Annotated in this window: 16 protein-coding genes; 14 read left to right on the forward strand and 2 right to left on the reverse strand. The window is 63.4% G+C overall.

Going from position 1 to position 19,284, the window contains the following annotated elements; translation table 11 throughout:
* Positions 1 to 1,017, reverse strand: a 1,017-nt coding sequence (locus UW3_RS26790; protein ID WP_010222312.1) for a formimidoylglutamate deiminase, incomplete at its 3' end; no start/stop codon positions are given.
* A gap of 143 nt (positions 1,018 to 1,160) precedes the next feature.
* Here UW3_RS26790 and hutC point away from each other — a divergent pair.
* The 14 genes from hutC to UW3_RS0110260 all read left to right on the forward strand — a co-directional run bounded on the left by hutC (position 1,161) and on the right by UW3_RS0110260 (position 18,486).
* Positions 1,161 to 1,871: a histidine utilization repressor gene (hutC, locus tag UW3_RS0110195; protein WP_174242316.1), complete on the forward strand. Its 711-nt coding sequence runs from the start codon at positions 1,161 to 1,163 to the stop codon at positions 1,869 to 1,871.
* Positions 1,868 to 2,440 carry a HutD/Ves family protein gene (locus UW3_RS0110200; protein WP_010222314.1) on the forward strand — a complete coding sequence of 191 codons (573 nt, stop codon included), beginning with the start codon at positions 1,868 to 1,870 and terminating at the stop codon, positions 2,438 to 2,440. Before hutC ends, UW3_RS0110200 begins: the two co-directional genes overlap by 4 nt.
* A 296-nt stretch (positions 2,441 to 2,736) precedes the next feature.
* The gene (gene hutU, locus UW3_RS0110205; protein WP_010222315.1) at positions 2,737 to 4,416 is read left to right on the forward strand and encodes a urocanate hydratase; all 1,680 of its coding nucleotides are present in this window, start codon (positions 2,737 to 2,739) and stop codon (positions 4,414 to 4,416) included.
* Positions 4,417 to 4,483: 67 nt separating this feature from the next.
* Positions 4,484 to 6,016: a histidine ammonia-lyase gene (gene hutH / locus UW3_RS0110210; protein ID WP_010222316.1), complete on the forward strand. Its 1,533-nt coding sequence runs from the start codon at positions 4,484 to 4,486 to the stop codon at positions 6,014 to 6,016.
* A gap of 91 nt (positions 6,017 to 6,107) precedes the next feature.
* Positions 6,108 to 7,514 (forward strand): amino acid permease, encoded by a 1,407-nt coding sequence (locus tag UW3_RS0110215; RefSeq protein ID WP_010222317.1) that lies wholly within the window; start codon positions 6,108 to 6,110, stop codon positions 7,512 to 7,514.
* 15 nt (positions 7,515 to 7,529) lie between these two features.
* On the forward strand, positions 7,530 to 8,735 hold the full coding sequence (gene hutI / locus UW3_RS0110220) for an imidazolonepropionase (RefSeq protein WP_010222318.1): 1,206 nt from the start codon (positions 7,530 to 7,532) through the stop codon (positions 8,733 to 8,735).
* Positions 8,736 to 8,745: 10 nt separating this feature from the next.
* Entirely contained in the window at positions 8,746 to 9,549 is an 804-nt protein-coding gene (hutG, locus tag UW3_RS0110225; RefSeq protein ID WP_010222319.1) for an N-formylglutamate deformylase, read from the forward strand.
* Between the two features lie 168 nt (positions 9,550 to 9,717).
* Positions 9,718 to 10,689, forward strand: a complete 972-nt coding sequence (gene pip / locus UW3_RS0110230) for a prolyl aminopeptidase (protein ID WP_010222320.1) — start codon at positions 9,718 to 9,720, stop codon at positions 10,687 to 10,689.
* The gene (dtd, locus tag UW3_RS0110235; RefSeq protein ID WP_010222321.1) at positions 10,686 to 11,123 is read left to right on the forward strand and encodes a D-aminoacyl-tRNA deacylase; all 438 of its coding nucleotides are present in this window, start codon (positions 10,686 to 10,688) and stop codon (positions 11,121 to 11,123) included. Before pip ends, dtd begins: the two co-directional genes overlap by 4 nt.
* A 261-nt stretch (positions 11,124 to 11,384) precedes the next feature.
* On the forward strand, positions 11,385 to 13,100 hold the full coding sequence (locus tag UW3_RS0110240) for a glucan biosynthesis protein G (protein WP_010222322.1): 1,716 nt from the start codon (positions 11,385 to 11,387) through the stop codon (positions 13,098 to 13,100).
* On the forward strand, positions 13,093 to 15,666 hold the full coding sequence (gene mdoH / locus UW3_RS0110245; protein ID WP_010222323.1) for a glucans biosynthesis glucosyltransferase MdoH: 2,574 nt from the start codon (positions 13,093 to 13,095) through the stop codon (positions 15,664 to 15,666). Before UW3_RS0110240 ends, mdoH begins: the two co-directional genes overlap by 8 nt.
* A gap of 251 nt (positions 15,667 to 15,917) precedes the next feature.
* On the forward strand, positions 15,918 to 16,718 hold the full coding sequence (locus UW3_RS0110250; RefSeq protein ID WP_162471126.1) for a transporter substrate-binding domain-containing protein: 801 nt from the start codon (positions 15,918 to 15,920) through the stop codon (positions 16,716 to 16,718).
* Between the two features lie 78 nt (positions 16,719 to 16,796).
* Positions 16,797 to 17,759 (forward strand): amino acid ABC transporter permease, encoded by a 963-nt coding sequence (locus tag UW3_RS0110255; protein WP_010222325.1) that lies wholly within the window; start codon positions 16,797 to 16,799, stop codon positions 17,757 to 17,759.
* Positions 17,752 to 18,486 carry an amino acid ABC transporter ATP-binding protein gene (locus UW3_RS0110260; RefSeq protein ID WP_010222327.1) on the forward strand — a complete coding sequence of 245 codons (735 nt, stop codon included), beginning with the start codon at positions 17,752 to 17,754 and terminating at the stop codon, positions 18,484 to 18,486. Before UW3_RS0110255 ends, UW3_RS0110260 begins: the two co-directional genes overlap by 8 nt.
* A gap of 66 nt (positions 18,487 to 18,552) precedes the next feature.
* On the opposite strand, the gene UW3_RS29415 is transcribed toward UW3_RS0110260, so the two are convergent.
* On the reverse strand, positions 18,553 to 19,284 hold a 732-nt coding region (locus UW3_RS29415), incomplete at its 5' end, for a methyl-accepting chemotaxis protein (RefSeq protein ID WP_237716736.1).

The following is a 19,284-nucleotide window of genomic DNA, read 5'->3' on the forward strand; positions in this document are numbered from 1 at the left end:
CTGGCCATATTCCAGCCAGCGCAGCTCCTCGACCACGCTCAGCGACACATGGCTGTCCGAGCCGATCCCCAGGCGCCCGCCGCGGGCCAGGTAGTCCACCGCCGGGAAGATCCCGTCGCCCAGGTTCGCTTCGGTGGTCAGGCACAGGCCGGCGACCGCGCGGCTGCGGGCCATCAGTTCGACTTCGTCGGGTTCGGCATGGGTGGCATGGACCAGGCACCAGCGCTGATCGACTTCGGTGTTCTCATAGAGCCACTGCAATGGCCGGCGACCGCTCCAGGCCAGGCAATCGTCGACTTCCTTCTGCTGCTCGGCGATATGGATGTGCACCGGGCAGGCCTTGTCGCTGGCGGCCAGGACCTGGGCAATCTGTTCCGGCGTCACCGCACGCAGGGAATGGAAGCACAGGCCCAGGGCCTGCGCGGGCTGCTCGGCCAGCAGCGGCGCCAGGCGCGCCTGCAGGTTCAGATACTGTTCGGTGCTGTTGATAAAACGCCGCTGGCCTTCGTTCGGGGCTTGCCCGCCAAAGCCGGAGTGGCTGTACAGCACCGGCAGCAGGGTCAGGCCGATGCCGCTGGCGCGCGCCGCCGCGCTGATGCGCAGGGATAGCTCCGCCGGGTCGGCGTAAGCCTGGCCCTGGGTGTCGTGGTGAACGTAGTGGAATTCGGCAACCGAGGTGTAGCCGGCCTTGAGCATCTCGATGTACAGCTGGCGGGCGATGACCTGCAGCTGTTCAGGGCTGATCTTGCCGACCAGGCGATACATCAGTTCGCGCCAGGTCCAGAAGCTGTCGTTAGGGTTGCCGGCCACTTCCGCGAGCCCGGCCATGGCGCGCTGGAAGGCGTGCGAGTGCAGGTTGGGCATGCCCGGCAACAGCGGACCGGCCAGGCGTTCGGCGTTTTCGGCCGAGGCGTTGGCTTGGAGGCTGGTCAGCAGGCCATCAGCGCCGACCTCGATTCGGACGTTTTCGGCCCAGCCCGTAGGCAGCAAAGCACGTTCGGCAAAGAAGACGGACATCGGCACGGCACCTCATTGTGATTATTTGTATATACATATACAGACGTTTGCCTGCTGGGTAAACTCCGGCAAGCTACCGTTCATTCAATCGAACAAGGATATTTTCCGTGCCGACACCTCCTGTCTCCGCGCTGGTTGCCCAGATGGGCGAGGGTCCGGCGCCGCTGTACGCCCGGGTCAAACAAATGATCGCCCAGCAGATCCAGAATGGCAGCTGGCCGCCGCATCACCGGGTGCCGTCTGAAAGCGAGCTGGTCAACCAGCTGGGCTTCAGTCGCATGACCATCAACCGCGCCCTGCGCGAGCTGACTGCTGAAGGCCTGCTGGTGCGCATGCAGGGCGTCGGCACCTTTGTTGCCGAACCCAAGAGCCGCTCGGCGCTGTTCGAGGTCAACAACATTGCCGACGAGATCGCCGCCCGCGGGCACCAGCACACGTGCCAGGTGATTGTCCTGGCCGAAGAGGCCGCCGGTTCCGAGCGCGCCCTGGCCCTGGACATGCGTGAAGGCCAGCGGGTGTTCCACTCGCTGATCGTGCATTACGAGAACGGCGTTGCCGTGCAAATCGAAGACCGCTTCGTCAACGCCGCGGTGGCACCCGATTACCTCAAGCAGGACTTCACCCGGCAGACGCCCTACGCCTATTTGTCCCAGGTCGCGCCGCTGACCGAAGGCGAGCACGTGGTCGAAGCGATCCTCGCCGAGCCGGAAGAATGCCGCCTGCTGCAAATCGAACAAGGCGAGCCGTGCCTGCTGATCCGCCGCCGTACCTGGTCGGGGCGCCAGCCAGTGACTGCCGCTCGTCTGATTCATCCCGGATCCCGTCATCGTCTGGAAGGACGCTTCAGCAAATGAGCCAGTTGCAGATTTTACGCGCCAAAGACTACCCCCGCATGCCATGGAAGAACGGCGGCGGCAGCACCGAAGAAATCACCCGCGATGCCGGCGCAGGCCTGGAGGGTTTCGGTTGGCGTCTATCGATTGCCGATATCGCCGAGTCCGGTGGCTTTTCCAGCTTTGCCGGTTATCAGCGGATTATCACCGTGCTTGAGGGTGAGGGCATGCGCCTGCAGGTTGATGGTCAGCCGACGCGCCCGCTGTTGCCGTTCGATGCCTTTGCCTTCAGGGGCGAGAGTCAGGTCAGTTGCAGCCTGCTCGGCGGTTCGATTCGCGATTTCAATCTGATCTATTCCCCCGAGCGTTACCGCGCGCGCCTGCAGTGGCTCGATGGCAGCCAGCGGGTGTTCAGTTCGGCGACGACCTTGCTGCTGTTTGCGGCAGCCTCGCAGGTCGAGGTGGCGCTGGACGGGCAGGGTGAGCATGTGCTCGGACGTTATGACTGCTTGCGCCTTGACGGTACCGATAGCCTGCAGACCTTGAACCTCCAGGGTCGTTGCTGCCTGATCGAGCTGAGCCCTCGCTGAAGTTGTTACGCCTCGGCTGAGCGGTTCGGCCGGGGCTGTTACCGATTGACCCAAAGTGGTGCAACGCCACGGCTCCACGTTGTTCGACCACTCATCGGCTCAAATTTTTTTATCTCGCTACAGCCCACGTGCTGCGGGGCTCTAGCGCCTGCATTAGCGCCGCGAAAGCACCCAGGAGAGGAGTTGGCATTTCAATTGCCTATGCTTGTACATACAAGTAAAGATGTGTTTGTATAAGTGCCATGACCCACCCAATGCCTGGGTTGCTCTGGACCGATCGCTGAGGAGCCATTTCCGTGACTGACAACAACTTCAAGAAATACCGTGACGTCGAAATCCGCGCAGCGCGCGGCAACAAGCTGACCGCCAAAAGCTGGCTGACCGAAGCACCGTTGCGCATGCTGATGAACAACCTCGACCCGGAAGTGGCCGAGAACCCGAAAGAGCTGGTGGTGTACGGTGGTATCGGCCGTGCCGCGCGTAACTGGGAGTGCTACGACAAGATCGTCGAGAGCCTGACCAACCTGAACGACGACGAGACCCTGCTGGTGCAATCCGGCAAGCCGGTCGGCGTGTTCAAGACCCACAGCAACGCCCCGCGCGTACTGATCGCCAACTCCAACCTGGTACCGCACTGGGCCAACTGGGAACACTTCAACGAACTGGATGCCAAGGGCCTAGCCATGTACGGCCAGATGACCGCCGGTAGCTGGATCTACATCGGCAGCCAGGGCATCGTCCAGGGCACCTACGAAACCTTCGTCGAAGCCGGTCGCCAGCACTACAACGGCAGCCTCAAGGGCAAGTGGGTGCTGACCGCAGGCCTGGGTGGCATGGGCGGCGCCCAGCCTCTGGCGGCGACCCTGGCCGGTGCCTGCTCGCTGAACATCGAATGCCAGCAGAGTCGCATCGACTTCCGCCTGAGCAGCCGTTATGTCGACGAGCAAGCCAAGGATCTGGACGACGCCCTGGCGCGCATCGCCAAGTACACCGCCGAAGGCAAGGCCATTTCCATCGCCCTGCTGGGCAACGCCGCCGAAATCCTGCCTGAGCTGATCAAGCGTGGCGTGCGCCCGGACATGGTCACTGACCAGACCAGCGCCCACGACCCGCTCAACGGTTACCTGCCGGCCGGCTGGACCTGGGAGCAGTACCGCGAGCGTGCGCAGACCGAACCGGCAGCCGTGGTCAAGGCCGCCAAGCAATCGATGGCCGTACACGTCAAAGCCATGCTCGAGTTCCAGAAGCAGGGCGTGCCGACCTTCGACTACGGCAACAACATCCGCCAGATGGCCAAGGAAGAGGGCGTGACCAATGCCTTCGACTTCCCGGGCTTCGTACCGGCCTACATCCGTCCGCTGTTCTGCCGTGGTATCGGCCCGTTCCGCTGGGCAGCGCTGTCGGGCAACGCCGAAGACATCTACAAGACCGACGCCAAGGTCAAGGAACTGATCCCGGACGACGCCCACCTGCACAACTGGCTGGACATGGCCCGCGAGCGCATCAGCTTCCAGGGCCTGCCAGCACGTATCTGCTGGGTCGGCCTGGGCCAGCGCGCCAAGCTGGGCCTGGCATTCAACGAAATGGTCCGCCGCGGTGAGCTGTCGGCACCGATCGTCATCGGCCGCGACCACCTGGACTCCGGCTCGGTATCCAGCCCGAACCGTGAAACCGAATCGATGCAGGATGGCTCCGATGCCGTCTCCGACTGGCCACTGCTCAACGCCCTGCTCAACACCGCCAGCGGCGCGACCTGGGTGTCCTTGCACCACGGTGGTGGCGTGGGCATGGGCTTCTCCCAGCACTCGGGCATGGTCATCGTCTGCGACGGTACCGACGAGGCTGCCGAGCGGATCGCCCGCGTACTGACCAACGACCCGGGTACCGGTGTCATGCGTCACGCCGATGCCGGTTATCAGATCGCCATCGACTGCGCCAAGGAACAAGGCTTGAACCTGCCGATGATCACAGGCTGATCTGCGGTAAATGGTTGATACTGATATCTATGCAGGCGCATACGCCTCACGAGTACGGAGCATTAACGTGACTGAATTGACCCTGAAGCCCGGCACCCTGACCTTGGCTCAGCTGCGTGCGATCTACCAGCAGCCGGTAAAACTCACGCTGGATTCCAGCGCCGACCAGCAGATCGACGCCAGCGTCGCCTGTGTCGAGCAGATCCTCGCGGAAAACCGCACCGCCTACGGCATCAACACCGGTTTCGGCCTGCTGGCCTCGACCCGTATCGCCAGCCACGACCTGGAAAACCTCCAGCGTTCGCTGGTGCTGTCCCACGCCGCAGGCGTCGGCCAGCCGATTGACGATGCCTTGGTGCGTCTGATCATGGTGCTCAAGGTCAACAGCCTGAGCCGTGGTTTTTCCGGCATCCGCCGCAAGGTGATCGACGCCCTGATCGCGCTGATCAACGCCGAAGTCTATCCGCACATCCCGCTCAAGGGTTCGGTCGGCGCTTCCGGCGACCTCGCGCCGCTGGCGCACATGTCGCTGGTACTGCTGGGTGAAGGCAAGGCGCGCCACAACGGCCAATGGCTGTCGGCCACCGAGGCCCTGGCGGTTGCCGGCCTTGAGCCGCTGACCCTGGCGGCCAAAGAGGGCCTGGCGCTGCTCAACGGCACTCAGGCGTCCACCGCCTTTGCCCTGCGCGGCCTGTTCGAAGGCGAAGACCTGTTCGCCGCGGCCATGTCGGTCGGTGGCCTGACCGTCGAAGCGGTGCTGGGTTCGCGTTCGCCGTTCGATGCGCGTATTCACGAAGCCCGTGGCCAGCGCGGCCAGATCGACGCCGCCGCCTGCTACCGCGACCTGCTGGGTGACGGCAGCGAAGTCTCCGCCTCCCACGAGAACTGCGGCAAGGTCCAGGACCCGTACTCGCTGCGCTGCCAGCCACAGGTCATGGGCGCCTGCCTGACCCAGTTCCGCCAGGCCGCCGAAGTGCTGGTGATCGAAGCCAACGCCGTGTCCGACAACCCGCTGGTGTTCGCCGCCGAAGGTGATGTGATCTCCGGTGGTAACTTCCACGCCGAGCCCGTGGCCATGGCCGCCGACAACATGGCCCTGGCCATCGCCGAGATCGGTTCGCTGAGCGAGCGCCGCATCTCGCTGATGATGGACAAGCACATGTCCCAGCTGCCGCCGTTCCTGGTGGCCAATGGCGGGGTCAACTCCGGCTTCATGATCGCCCAGGTCACCGCAGCTGCGCTGGCCAGCGAGAACAAGGCCCTGGCCCATCCGCACAGTGTCGACAGCCTGCCGACGTCGGCCAACCAGGAAGACCACGTGTCGATGGCCCCGGCTGCCGGCAAGCGTCTGTGGGAAATGAGCGACAACGTGCGCGGCATCCTCGCCGTTGAATGGCTGGCCGCCTGTCAGGGCCTGGACCTGCGCGAAGGCCTGAAGACTTCGCCAAAACTGGAGCAGGCGCGTCAAACCCTGCGCAGCAAGGTCGCCTTCTACGAGAAAGACCGCTTCTTCGCCCCGGACATCGAGGCGGCCATCGCCCTGCTGGCCGCTGGGCGCCTGACCGGCCTGCTGCCGGCCAAGGTCCTGCCTAGCCTGTGACCCCTCGGGCTGGCCTGCCTGGCCAGCCGCCTGCCGCACGGACCCTCGGGTCCGTGCCGCTTTTCGCCTACAACAAGAACAGGACGCGAAAATGCAATCTCAAGCTCAAGGACTCAAGCGCGGGCTAACCGCGCGACACATTCGTTTCATGGCGCTGGGGTCAGCGATTGGCACCGGGTTGTTCTACGGTTCGGCCTCGGCCATCCAGATGGCCGGGCCTGCGGTGCTGCTGGCTTATCTGATCGGTGGCGCGGCAGTGTTCATGGTCATGCGCGCGTTGGGCGAAATGGCCGTGCACAACCCGGTATCCGGCTCGTTCGGCCACTACGCCAGCACGTATCTGGGGCCGATGTCGGGGTTCATCCTCGGCTGGACTTATGCCTTTGAAATGATCATCGTTTGCCTGGCCGACGTCACCGCCTTCGGCATCTATATGGGGTTCTGGTTCCCAGAAGTGGCACGCTGGATCTGGGTGTTGGGCATCGTCTTTCTGATCGGCGGCCTGAACCTGTGCAACGTCAAGGTGTTCGGCGAGATGGAATTCTGGCTGTCGCTGCTCAAGGTCGGTGCCATCGTCGCGATGATCCTGGCCGGTTTCGGCATCATGGCCTTCGGCCTGAGCAATGCCGGTGCCGATAACGCCGTGGGTATCAGCAACCTGTTCGAGCATGGCGGCTTCATGCCCAATGGCATTGGCGGCCTGATCGCCTCGTTTGCCGTGGTGATGTTTGCCTTCGGCGGTATCGAGATCATCGGTATCACCGCCGGTGAGGCCAAGGACCCGCAGCGCGTTCTCCCCAAGGCAATCAACGCCGTGCCGATGCGCATCCTGCTGTTCTATGTGCTGACCCTGTTCGTGCTGATGTGCCTGTACCCGTGGCCGCAGATTGGCAGCCAGGGCAGCCCGTTCGTGCAGATCTTCAGCAATCTGGGGATCGGTTCGGCGGCGACCGTGCTCAACATCGTGGTGATTTCCGCTGCCGTCTCGGCGATCAACAGCGACATCTTCGGCGCCGGGCGCATGATGTACGGCCTGGCCCAGCAAGGGCAGGCGCCTAAGGGCTTTGCCAAGATCTCCCGTCACGGTGTGCCGTGGATGACCGTACTGGTCATGGGCGCGGCGTTGCTCGGCGGTGTGGTGCTCAACTACCTGATCCCGGAAAACGTGTTCCTGCTGATCGCCTCGATTGCGACCTTTGCTACCGTGTGGGTCTGGCTGATGATCCTGGTGACCCAGGTTGCCATGCGCCGCAGCATGAGCCGCGAAGAAGTCGCCCAGCTGAAATTCCCGGTACCGTTCTGGCCTTATGGCCCGGCGGCGGCGATTGCTTTCATGCTGTTCGTTTTCGGCGTACTCGGCTACTTCCCGGATACGCAGGCAGCGTTGTTGGTGGGCGTGGTCTGGGTGCTGTTCCTGGTGGTGGCGTACAAACTCTGGTGCAAGCCACAGGTGGTTGCCGTCGAGCAGCCGCTGGTGCAGGAACCTTCTCAACTCTGATCAAGGAGACTCTGGATGAAAACCCTCTGGCAGCACTGCCATGTGGCAAGCATGGCGCAAGGCGTTTACTCGATCATCGAGGATGCGGCGATGGTCACCAGCGCCGGTCATATCGAGTGGATCGGCCCGCGCCAGCAACTGCCGGCCCTGGTCGCTGACAGAACCGTGGACCTGGGCGGCGCCTGGGTCACACCGGGTTTGATCGACTGCCACACCCACACGGTGTTTGGCGGCAACCGCAGCGGTGAGTTCGAGCAGCGCCTGCAAGGCGTCAGCTATGCCGAGATCGCCGCCCAGGGCGGCGGTATCGCCAGCACTGTGCGGGCAACCCGCGCGGCCAGCGAGGACGAACTGTTCGCCAGCGCCCGCCAGCGCGTGCAGGCGCTGATGCGCGATGGCGTCACCACCCTGGAAATCAAGTCCGGCTACGGCCTGGACCTGGCCAGCGAGCGCAAGCTGCTCAAGGTCATTCGCCGCCTGGGCGAGGAGCTGCCACTGACCGTGCGCAGCACCTGCCTGGCCGCCCATGCCTTGCCGCCGGAATACAAGGATCGCGCAGACGACTACATCAGCCACATCTGCGACCAAATGCTCCCGGCCCTGGCCGCCGAGGGCCTGGTCGACGCGGTGGATGCTTTCTGCGAGTACCTGGCGTTCTCTCCGGCCCAGGTCGAGCGGGTGTTTATCAAGGCCCGGGAGCTGGGCCTGCCGGTCAAGCTGCATGCCGAGCAACTGTCGTCCTTGGCCGGTTCCAGCCTGGCGGCGCGCTACCAGGCGTTGTCAGCCGATCACCTGGAGTTCATGACTGAAGACGACGCCATCGCCATGGCGGCGGCCGGTACCGTGGCGGTGCTGCTGCCCGGTGCCTTCTACTTCCTGCGTGAAACCCAGTTGCCGCCAATGGATGCCCTGCGCAAGCATGGGGTGAAGATCGCCATTGCCAGCGACCTCAACCCTGGCACTTCGCCGGCGCTGTCGCTGCGCCTGATGCTGAACATGGCCTGTACCCTGTTCCGCATGACCCCGGAAGAAGCCTTGGCCGGTGTCACCCTGCACGCGGCCACGGCCCTGGGCCTGGGCGATAGCCATGGTTCGCTGGAAGTCGGCAAGGTGGCCGACTTCGTCGCCTGGCAGATCGAACGACCGGCCGACCTGGCTTACTGGCTGGGCGGCGAACTGCCCAAGCGGGTGGTGCGCCTGGGCCATGAAATTTTCAATTGAGAGAGGCCGTATGGACAAGGTACTGAGTTTTCACCAGGGCACGTTGCCGCTGCTGATCAGCATGCCCCACGCCGGTTTGCGCCTGACGCCTGCGGTGCAGCAGGGCTTGGTCGAGCCTGCGCAAAGCCTGCCGGATACCGACTGGCATATTCCGCAACTGTACGACTTCGCCCGTGGCTTGGGTGCCAGTGTGGTCGCGGCCGAGTATTCGCGTTTCGTCATCGACCTGAACCGCCCAGACGACGACAAGCCGCTGTATGTCGGTGCCACTACCGGCCTCTACCCGGCGACCCTGTTCGAGGGCGAGCCGTTGTTCAAGGACGGCCAGGCGCCGTCGGCGCAGGAACGCGCGGGGTACCTGGAAGCGATCTGGCGGCCGTACCACGACACTATCGGCAATGAGCTGGCGCGCCTGCGCGAGCAGTTTGGCTATGCCTTGCTGTGGGATGCCCACTCGATCCGCTCGCACATCCCGCACCTGTTCGAGGGCAAGCTACCGGACTTCAACCTCGGCACCTTCAACGGCGCCAGTTGCGACTCGCAGCTGGCTGAGCGGCTGCAGGGCGTTTGCGCAAAGTTTGAGCAGTACAGCCATGTGCTCAATGGTCGCTTCAAGGGTGGGCATATCACCCGTCACTACGGTGACCCGGCCAACGACATTCATGCGGTGCAGTTGGAGCTGGCGCAAAGCACCTATATGGAAGAGGTCGAGCCGTTCAAGTACCGCGAGGATCTGGCCGCGCCGACGCAGGTGGTGTTACAGCAATTGCTGGAGACGGTGCTGGCGTGGGGCAAGGAGCGCTACCAGGCTTGAGCCGGGGGTGACCTCATCGCTGGCAAGCCAGCTCCCGCAGGGTGTATCGAACCTGTGGGAGCTGGCTTGCCAGCGATAGGGCCCTCAAAGCCATCACAGGTACATGCTCTAAGCGCAATTCAGGTTTATGATGCCCAACGGCAGAATAATTCCCACACGGAGTGCGTAATGCAGACCTTGTACCCGCAGATCAAACCCTACGCCCGGCACGATCTGGCCGTGGAAGCACCGCATGTGCTGTATGTCGATGAGAGCGGTTCGCCGGAAGGTCTGCCGGTGGTGTTCATCCATGGCGGCCCGGGTGCCGGCTGCGATGCCCAGAGCCGCTGCTACTTCAATCCCAACCAGTACCGCATCATCACCTTCGACCAGCGCGGCTGCGGTCGTTCGACCCCGCATGCCAGCCTGGAAAACAACACCACCTGGCACCTGGTCGAAGACCTGGAACGCATTCGCAAGCACCTGGGGATCGAGAAGTGGGTGCTGTTCGGCGGCTCCTGGGGCTCTACCCTGGCCCTGGCCTATGCCCAGACCCACCCCGAGCGGGTGCATGGCCTGATCCTGCGCGGCATCTTCCTGTGCCGTGCACAAGAGATCGAATGGTTCTATCAGGCCGGCGCCAGCCGCCTGTTCCCCGATTACTGGCAGGACTACATCGCACCGATTCCGGCCGAAGAACGCGACGACCTGGTCAAGGCCTTCCACAAGCGCCTGACCGGCAACGACCAGATTGCCCAGATGCATGCGGCCAAGGCCTGGTCGACCTGGGAAGGACGTACCGCGACCCTGCGGCCCAACCCGCTGGTGGTCGACCGTTTCTCCGAGCCGCAGCGTGCACTGTCGATTGCCCGTATCGAATGCCACTACTTCACCAACAATGCGTTCCTTGAGCCGGACCAGTTGATCCGCGACATGCCCAAGATCGCCCACCTGCCGGCGGTGATCGTGCATGGTCGCTACGACGTGATCTGCCCGCTGGACAACGCCTGGGAACTGCACCAGGCCTGGCCGAACAGTGAGCTGAAGGTGATTCGCGACGCCGGTCACGCGGCCTCCGAGCCGGGCATTACCGATGCCCTGGTGCGTGCCGCCGACCAAATGGCCCGGCGCCTGCTCGACCTGCCCCTGGAAGAAGCATGAAGGGTTTGCTGCAACGCGTGCGTGGCGCGCGGGTGGATGTCGAGGGCAAAACCGTCGGGGCCATCGACCAGGGCCTGCTGGTGCTGGTCGCGGTCGAGCCCGGCGATACCCGCGCACATGCCGACAAGCTGCTGCACAAGCTACTCAACTACCGGGTGTTCAGCGATCCCCAGGGCAAGATGAACCTGTCGCTCAAGGATATTGGCGGCGGCCTGCTGCTGGTGTCGCAGTTCACCCTGGCCGCCGATACCCAGAACGGCCTGCGCCCGAGTTTTTCCACGGCTGCGCCGCCAGCGCTGGGCGCCGAGCTTTTCGACTATATGTTGGCCCAGGCCCAGGTCCAGCACGCGACGGTTGCCAGTGGTCAGTTCGGAGCTGACATGCAGGTGCACCTGGTCAATGATGGCCCGGTAACATTTATGTTACAAATATGATGGCAAAAAACCCCTGTTTGCGGGAAAACAAGGGGTTTGGTTGCATAAATAGTTTGTTCAGCCTGATGCGTTGTAACGCGGCCTGCTGGATAATCGCGCGCTATGTGGGCCTGCGTTCGTGGGTTCGTTTCACTCTGACTTGAGACTGTCCGGAACCGTTTGGGGAATCATTGTGCCCTTTCGGAGTCCGAACAGTGCTCGCCAACCTGGCATATGTCGCTGGCCGTTGGTTTTATGATCTGTTTTCGGCGAGGGTTGCTCGTGATTGTAAGTCCCTGTAATGCACCAAGAACTCCCGGCATTCGGCTGCGCAAGGCCCTGTTGGCAGGCGCAACGCTGGTAAGCCTGCTCGGCGCAGGCCAGCTCTGGGCGTTCAACCTTGACGATGTCGCGGCCAAGGCGAAGGATCTTGCCGGGCAGAAGTACGAGGCGCCAAAAAGCAATCTGCCGGCGGTGTTCCGCGAAATGAAGTACGCGGACTACCAGAAGATCCGCTTCCTCAACGAAAAGGCCGAGTGGGCCAAGGACAAGACGCCGTTCAAGCTGTCCTTCTACCACCAGGGCATGCATTTCGACACGCCGGTCAAGATCAACGAAATCACCCCCAAGGCGGTGAAAGAGATCAAGTACGACCCGAGCCGTTTCGATTTCGGTGACCTGCAGTTCGACGCCAAGGCCACCGAAAAACTGGGCTACGCCGGTTTCCGCGTGCTGTACCCGATCAACAAGGCCGACAAGCAGGATGAAATCATGACCCTGCTTGGCGCCAGCTATTTCCGCGTGGTCGGCAAGGGCCATGTGTATGGCCTGTCTGCCCGTGGCCTGGCCATCGACACTGCGTTGCCGTCTGGCGAAGAATTCCCGCGGTTCACCGAGTTCTGGGTCGAGCGTCCAAAGCCGACCGACAAGCAGCTGGTGATCTATGCGCTGCTCGATTCGCCGCGCTCCACCGGCGCCTACCGCCTGACCCTGCGTCCGGGCAGCGACACCATTGTCGACGTGCAGTCCAAGATGTTCCTGCGTGACCGCGTCAGCCGCCTGGGTGTCGCCCCGCTGACCAGCATGTTCCTGTTCGGTGGCAACCAGCCATCCAAGGTGCTCAACTACCGTCCGGCCCTGCACGACTCCGAAGGCCTGTCGATCCATGCCGGTAACGGCGAGTGGCTGTGGCGCCCGCTGAACAACCCGAAACACCTGGCCGTGAGCAACTTCAGCGTCGAGAACCCGCGTGGTTTTGGCCTGCTGCAACGCCAGCGTGACTTCAGCCAGTTCGAAGACCTCGACGACAACTACCAGAAGCGTCCAAGTGCCTGGATCGAGCCGGTCGGTGACTGGGGCAAGGGTACCGTCGATCTGGTCGAGATCCCGACCGCCGATGAAACCAACGACAATATCGTGGCCTTCTGGAGCCCGGAGAAACTGCCGGAGCCAGGCACCCCGTTCGAATACGCCTACCGCCTGCACTGGACCATCGACGAGTCCAACCTGCACTCGCCGAACCTGGGCTGGGTCAAGCAGACCCTGCGCTCGACCGGTGACGTCAAGCAGTCCAACCTGATCCGTCAGCCTGACGGCAGCGTGGCCTTCCTGGTCGACTTCGAAGGCCCGGTGCTGAGCAAACTGCCGGAAGACACCGCAGTGCGTAGCCAGATCAGCGTCGGCGACAATGCCGAAGTGGTCGAGAACAACCTGCGTTACAACCCGCAAATCAAAGGCTGGCGCCTGACCCTGCGGTTGAAGGTCAAGGACCCGAGCAAGTCCGTGGAAATGCGCGCCGCGCTGCTGCGTGATGTTCCGGTCGAACCGGCCAAGCCTGCCAAACCAAGCAAGCAGGACAAAGCTGCGGCCAAACAGGCCAAGGCCGACAAGCCTGCCGAGCAACCTGCCGCCGATGCGGCGTCCACCACCGGGGCACCGGCCACCACCGAACAGGTGCTGACCGAGACCTGGAGCTATCAGTTGCCTGCCGATGAGTAATGCCCATACCCGGCCAGAATCGCTCAGCGAGTATCTGGCCCACCTGCCCCTGAGCGACGAGCAACGCGCGGAACTCGCCCGCTGCTCCTCGTTCAGCGAGTTGCATCAGCGCCTGTCTGCCCAGCCGGGCGTCGAAGCTGCCGAGGCCGTCCAGGCCTCGGTGGGCGAGCGCCTGCACGTGACCTGCGCCGAAGACCTGCAAGACGCCGAGATGCTTGCGGTGGACGGTAGCGGCCGAGTGTGCCTGAAGGCCACGCCGCCGATCCGTCGCACCCGGGTAATCCCCGAGCCGTGGCGCACCAACATCCTGATCCGCGCCTGGCGCCGCCTGACCGGCCGCACCAACGCGCCGGCGCCGGAAAAACGTGAGCTGCCCAAGGCCCGTTGGCGCTGGGTCGGCTCGATGCGCCGCTACATCCTGTTGGCGCTGATGCTCGGTCAGACCATCGTCGCCGGCTGGTACATGAAAGGCATCCTGCCGTACCAGGGCTGGTCGTTCGTCGACCTCGCCGAAGTCATGCACCAACCGCTGCTGCAAACCGCCACGCAAGTCTGGCCGTATGCGCTGCAGACCAGCATCCTGGTCCTTTTCGGTATCCTCTTCTGCTGGGTCTCGGCGGGTTTCTGGACCGCGCTGATGGGCTTTCTGGAGTTGCTTACCGGGCGTGACAAGTACCGGATCTCCGGCAGCAGTGCCGGCAACGAGCCGATCGAAGCCGGTGCTCGCACTGCGATCGTCATGCCGATCTGCAACGAAGACGTGCCGCGGGTATTCGCTGGCCTGCGGGCGACTTTCGAGTCGGTGGCCGCAACCGGTGACCTCGACCGTTTCGACTTCTTCGTGCTCAGCGACACCAACGACACCGACATCGCCGTGGCCGAGCAACAGGCCTGGCTGGAAGTCTGCCGCGAGTCCAAGGGCTTCGGGCGGATCTTCTACCGTCGCCGTCGCCGCCGGGTCAAACGCAAGAGCGGCAACCTCGACGACTTCTGCCGTCGCTGGGGTGGCGATTACCGCTACATGGTGGTGCTCGACGCCGACAGCGTGATGAGTGGCGAATGCCTGACCAGCCTGGTGCGCCTGATGGAGGCCAACCCGGACGCAGGGATCATCCAGACCGCGCCGAAAGCCTCGGGCATGGATACCCTGTATGCGCGCATGCAGCAGTTCGCCACCCGCGTCTACGGTCCACTGTTCACCGCTGGCCTGCACTTCTGGCAGCTTGGTGAGTCGCACTACTGGGGCCACAACGCGATCATCCGCATGAAGCCCTTCATCGAGCACTGCGCCCTGGCGCCGTTGCCGGGCAAGGGCGCGTTTGCCGGTGCGATCCTTTCCCACGACTTCGTTGAAGCGGCGCTGATGCGTCGGGCTGGCTGGGGCGTGTGGATTGCCTACGACCTGCCGGGCAGCTACGAAGAACTGCCGCCGAACCTGCTCGATGAGCTCAAGCGCGACCGGCGCTGGTGCCACGGCAACCTGATGAACTTCCGCCTGTTCCTGGTGAAAGGCATGCACCCGGTGCACCGTGCGGTGTTCCTCACCGGGGTGATGTCGTACCTGTCGGCACCGTTGTGGTTCTTCTTCCTGGTATTGTCGACCGCGTTGCTGGCGACCAATACCCTGATGGAGCCGCAGTACTTCCTCGAACCACGCCAGCTCTACCCGCTGTGGCCGCAGTGGCACCCGGAGAAGGCCATCGCGCTGTTCTCCACCACTATCGTGCTGCTGTTCCTGCCCAAGCTGCTCAGTGTCATCCTGATCTGGGCCAAGGGTGCGAAAGAGTTTGGCGGGCGCTTCAAGGTCACCCTGTCGATGCTGCTGGAGATGCTCTTCTCCATGCTCCTGGCGCCAGTGCGGATGATCTTCCACACCCGCTTCGTGCTTGCCGCGTTCCTCGGCTGGGCCGCGACCTGGAACTCGCCGCAACGTGACGATGACTCCACCCCGTGGAGTGAAGCGGTACGCCGCCATGGCCCGCAAACCCTGTTGGGTGTGGCTTGGGCGCTGCTGGTGGCCTGGCTGAACCCGAGCTTTTTGTGGTGGCTGGTGCCGATCGTCGGTTCGCTGATGCTGTCGATCCCGGTGTCGGTGATCTCCAGCCGTGTGCACCTGGGCCTGCGTGCCAAGGACGAGAGTCTGTTCCTGATTCCCGAGGAATACGCCACGCCTCATGAGCTGCTGGCCACCGACCAGTACACCCACGAGAACCGCTGGCACGCCATGCACGACGGCTTCGTCCGTGCCGTGGTCGACCCGCAGCAGAACGCCCTGGCCTGCGCCTTGGCCACAGCCCGTCACGGCGTCGCGGCGCCAATCGAAGCGCTGCGAGCCGAACGTATCGCCAAGGCCCTGGACGGCGGCCCGAGCGGTCTGGATGGCAATACCCGTCTGGCCCTGCTCAGCGACCCGGTCGCCCTGGCACGTCTGCACACAGCTGTCTGGGATGAGCAGAACGAGGCCTGGCTGGGCGTCTGGCGTCAGTCGATCGCCAACGACCCGCACTCGCCGCTGCTGCCCCTGCATCCGGAGCCTGCCGTACAGCCTTCGCTGGCCAGTGCCTGATCGCCTGATCGGCTCAAGCAATCGCCGGCAACGCCGGCTCCCACAGGGTTGTATGCACAACTGACCTTGTGGGAGCCGGCGTTGCCGGCGATGTTTTTTCTGGGATCAATGGGTAACAAAGTCGTCTTCGGCTATATGTACCGTGCCGTTCATGCGTTAGCATCCCTCCCCGAATATCTCGCACCCGTCTGAATAGGACGGTTCGCGCCAACAATAAAATTCGAGCTTTCCTGCTAGGGGATCTGGTGATGATTAAGAAGTATCTGTCGATGCTGCTGGTCGGCGTCACGGCGCTGGTTGCGGTAAGTGCCGCGCAGGCGGCCGGTGCCATCGATGACGCGGTCAAGCGCGGCACCCTGCGTGTCGGCATGGACCCTACCTACATGCCGTTCCAGATGACCAACAAGCGCGGTGAGATCATCGGCTTCGAGGTCGATATCCTCAAGGCCATGGCCAAGTCCATGGGCGTCAAGCTGGAGATGGTCTCCACCGCCTACGACGGCATTATCCCGGCGCTGATGACCGACAAGTTCGACATGATCGGCAGCGGCATGACCCTGACCCAGGAACGCAACCTCAAGCTGAACTTCAGCGAGCCTTTCATCGTGGTCGGCCAGACCCTGCTGATTCGCAAGGAACTGGCTGAAGAGATCAAGTCCTACAAAGACCTGAACAACGAGAAGTACCGCCTGACCTCCAAGCTTGGCACCACCGGTGAGATGGTCGCCAAGAAACTGATCGGCAAGGCCAAGTACCACGGCTACGACAACGAGCAGGAAGCGGTGATGGACGTGGTCAACGGCAAGGCCGATGCCTTTGTCTACGACGCCCCATACAACGTCGTGGCGGTGAACAAGGCCGGCGCCGGCAAGCTGCTGTTCCTCGACAAGCCGTTCACCTTCGAACCGTTGGCCTTCGGCCTGAAGAAGGGCGATTACGACAGCCTGAACTTCATCAACAACTTCCTGCACCAGATCAAGCACGACGGTACCTACGATCGAATCCACGACAAGTGGTTCAAGGACACCGCCTGGCTCAAGGACATGGAATAAGGCCGAGGCACCACGCCTGGCTTGAAACCCGACGCGCAGGCTGGCCCTGCGCGTTCGCTTTTACGGAAGTACCCTCACGTGATCAAACACAAGAAAGCCCAGTGGCCCTGGCACGGGCTGACCGCGCTGGTCCTGATCGGCCTGGCGGTCAGCCTGTATTACGCGACCTCGATGATTTCCTACGAGTGGCGCTGGAACCGGGTGCCGCAGTATTTCGCCTACCAGGCTGAAGTCGCCCAACGCGTCAGCGAAAACGGCACCATCGAAGCCATCGTCAGCAAAGGCGACATGGCCAGCGTCACCGTACGTGACGAGAGCGGTGGCGAGCAGGTCTTCGAGGTCGAGCAGGCCAGCGTGCAGCTGTCGCGCGGCGACGATGTGGCCGAAGGCGACCTGATCGGCGTTACCCATCACTGGGCTGCCGGGCCGTTGGCCTGGGGCCTGTGGACCACCGTATGGATCTCGATCGCCTCCGGCGTGCTGGGGCTGCTGATCGGCCTGTTTGCCGGGCTTTGCCGGCTGTCGAACAACCCGACCCTGCGTGACCTGTCGACGGTCTACGTCGAGCTGGTGCGCGGCACGCCGTTGCTGGTACAGATTTTCATCTTTTACTTCTTCATCGGCACTGTGCTCAACCTGTCCCGGGAGTTTGCCGGGGTGGCGGCGCTGGCGCTGTTCACCGGCGCTTATGTCGCCGAGATCGTCCGCGCCGGTGTGCAGTCGATCGCCAAGGGCCAGGGTGAAGCCGCCCGTTCGCTGGGCCTGAGCGCCGGTCAGTCGATGCGCCATGTGGTGCTGCCGCAAGCCTTCAAGCGCGTGCTGCCGCCGCTGGCCGGGCAGTTCATCAGCCTGGTCAAGGACACCTCGCTGGTCTCGGTGATCGCCATCACCGAACTGACCAAAAGCGGTCGCGAGGCGATCACCACCTCGTTCTCGACGTTCGAGATCTGGTTCTGCGTCGCCGGTCTGTACCTGTTGATCAACCTGCCGCTGTCGCACATGGCCAGCCGGCTTGAGCGGAGGCTTGCGCAAAGTGATTGAAGTCCGTGACCTGGTAAAAGTCTTCGATACCCGCGGGCAGGTGGTGCGTGCGGTCGATCACGTCAGCACCAACGTGGCCAAGGGCGAAGTGCTGGTGGTACTTGGCCCTTCGGGCTCGGGCAAGTCGACTTTCCTGCGCTGCCTCAATGGCCTGGAGTCGTTCGATGAAGGCACCGTGGCCATCGATGGCCTGCAGCTGGCCGACCCGAAGACCGACGTCAACGCCTACCGCCGTGAAGTGGGCATGGTGTTCCAGCATTTCAACCTGTTCCCGCACATGACCGTGCTGGAGAACCTGTGCCTGGCGCAGAAGGTCGTGCGCAAGCGTGGCAAGGTCGAGCGCGAGGCCAAGGCCCGGGCGTTGCTGGAGAAGGTCGGGATTGGCCAGAAGGCCAACGAGTACCCGTCACGCCTGTCCGGCGGTCAGCAGCAACGGGTGGCGATCGCCCGGGCCCTGGCCATGGACCCCAAGGTGATGCTGTTCGATGAGCCGACATCGGCGCTCGACCCGGAAATGGTCGGCGAAGTGCTGGATGTGATGAAAACCCTGGCCCTGGAAGGCATGACCATGGTTTGCGTCACCCACGAAATGGGCTTTGCCCGGGAAGTGGCGGATCGGGTGCTGTTCTTCGATCACGGCAAGCTGCTGGAAGATTCGCCGCCGGAGGCGTTCTTCACCTCGCCCAAGGACCTGCGCGCCCAGGCGTTTTTGCGGCAGGTGCTTTAGGGCCCCATCGCGGGGCAAGCCCGCTCCCACCAGACCGGTAGGAGCGGGCTTGCCCCGCGATGCTTTCTACAGCTGGAACTTGCCGACCAGCGTCTGCAGATGCGTCCCCAACCGCGCCAGCTCAACGCTCGACGCCGCCGTCTCTTCACTGGCGGCCGATGTCTGGTCCGACACATCTCGCACGTTCATCACGCTACGGTTGATTTCTTCGGCCACCGCGCTTTGCTGCTCGGCTGCCGCAGCGATCTGCTGGTTCATCGCCTGGATCGACGACACGGTGCGGGTGATGGTTTCCAGCGAGGTGCCGGCGCGGCGAGTCAGCTCGACGCTGCTGTCGGTCAGGCCGCGGCTGGCGTCCATTACCGTGGCAACCTGCTGGGTGCCGTTCTGCAGGCCGGCGATCAACTGTTCGATCTCTTCGGTGGACTGCTGGGTGCGTTGTGCCAGGCTGCGTACTTCATCGGCGACCACGGCAAAGCCACGCCCGGCTTCCCCGGCGCGGGCAGCTTCGATGGCGGCGTTGAGGGCGAGCAGGTTGGTTTGCTGGGCGACTGACTTGATCACATCGAGCACGCTGCCGATCTTGTCGCTTTCGGCCTTGAGCTGGCCCATGGCTTCGCTGGAGTGGTTGACCTCGCTGGCCAGGCGCTCGATCTGGGCGATGGCTTCGCCGACCACTCGATCACCTTCGCGGGCCTGCTGATCGGCCATCACCGCCGCTTCCGAGGCTTCCTCGGCGTTACGTGCGACCTCTTGTACGGTGGCGGCCATTTCGTTCATGGCGGGGGGCCCCCGGTC

Origin of the sequence: Pseudomonas donghuensis (genome assembly GCF_000259195.1) — a bacterium.
GTDB classification, from domain to species: domain Bacteria; phylum Pseudomonadota; class Gammaproteobacteria; order Pseudomonadales; family Pseudomonadaceae; genus Aquipseudomonas; species Aquipseudomonas donghuensis.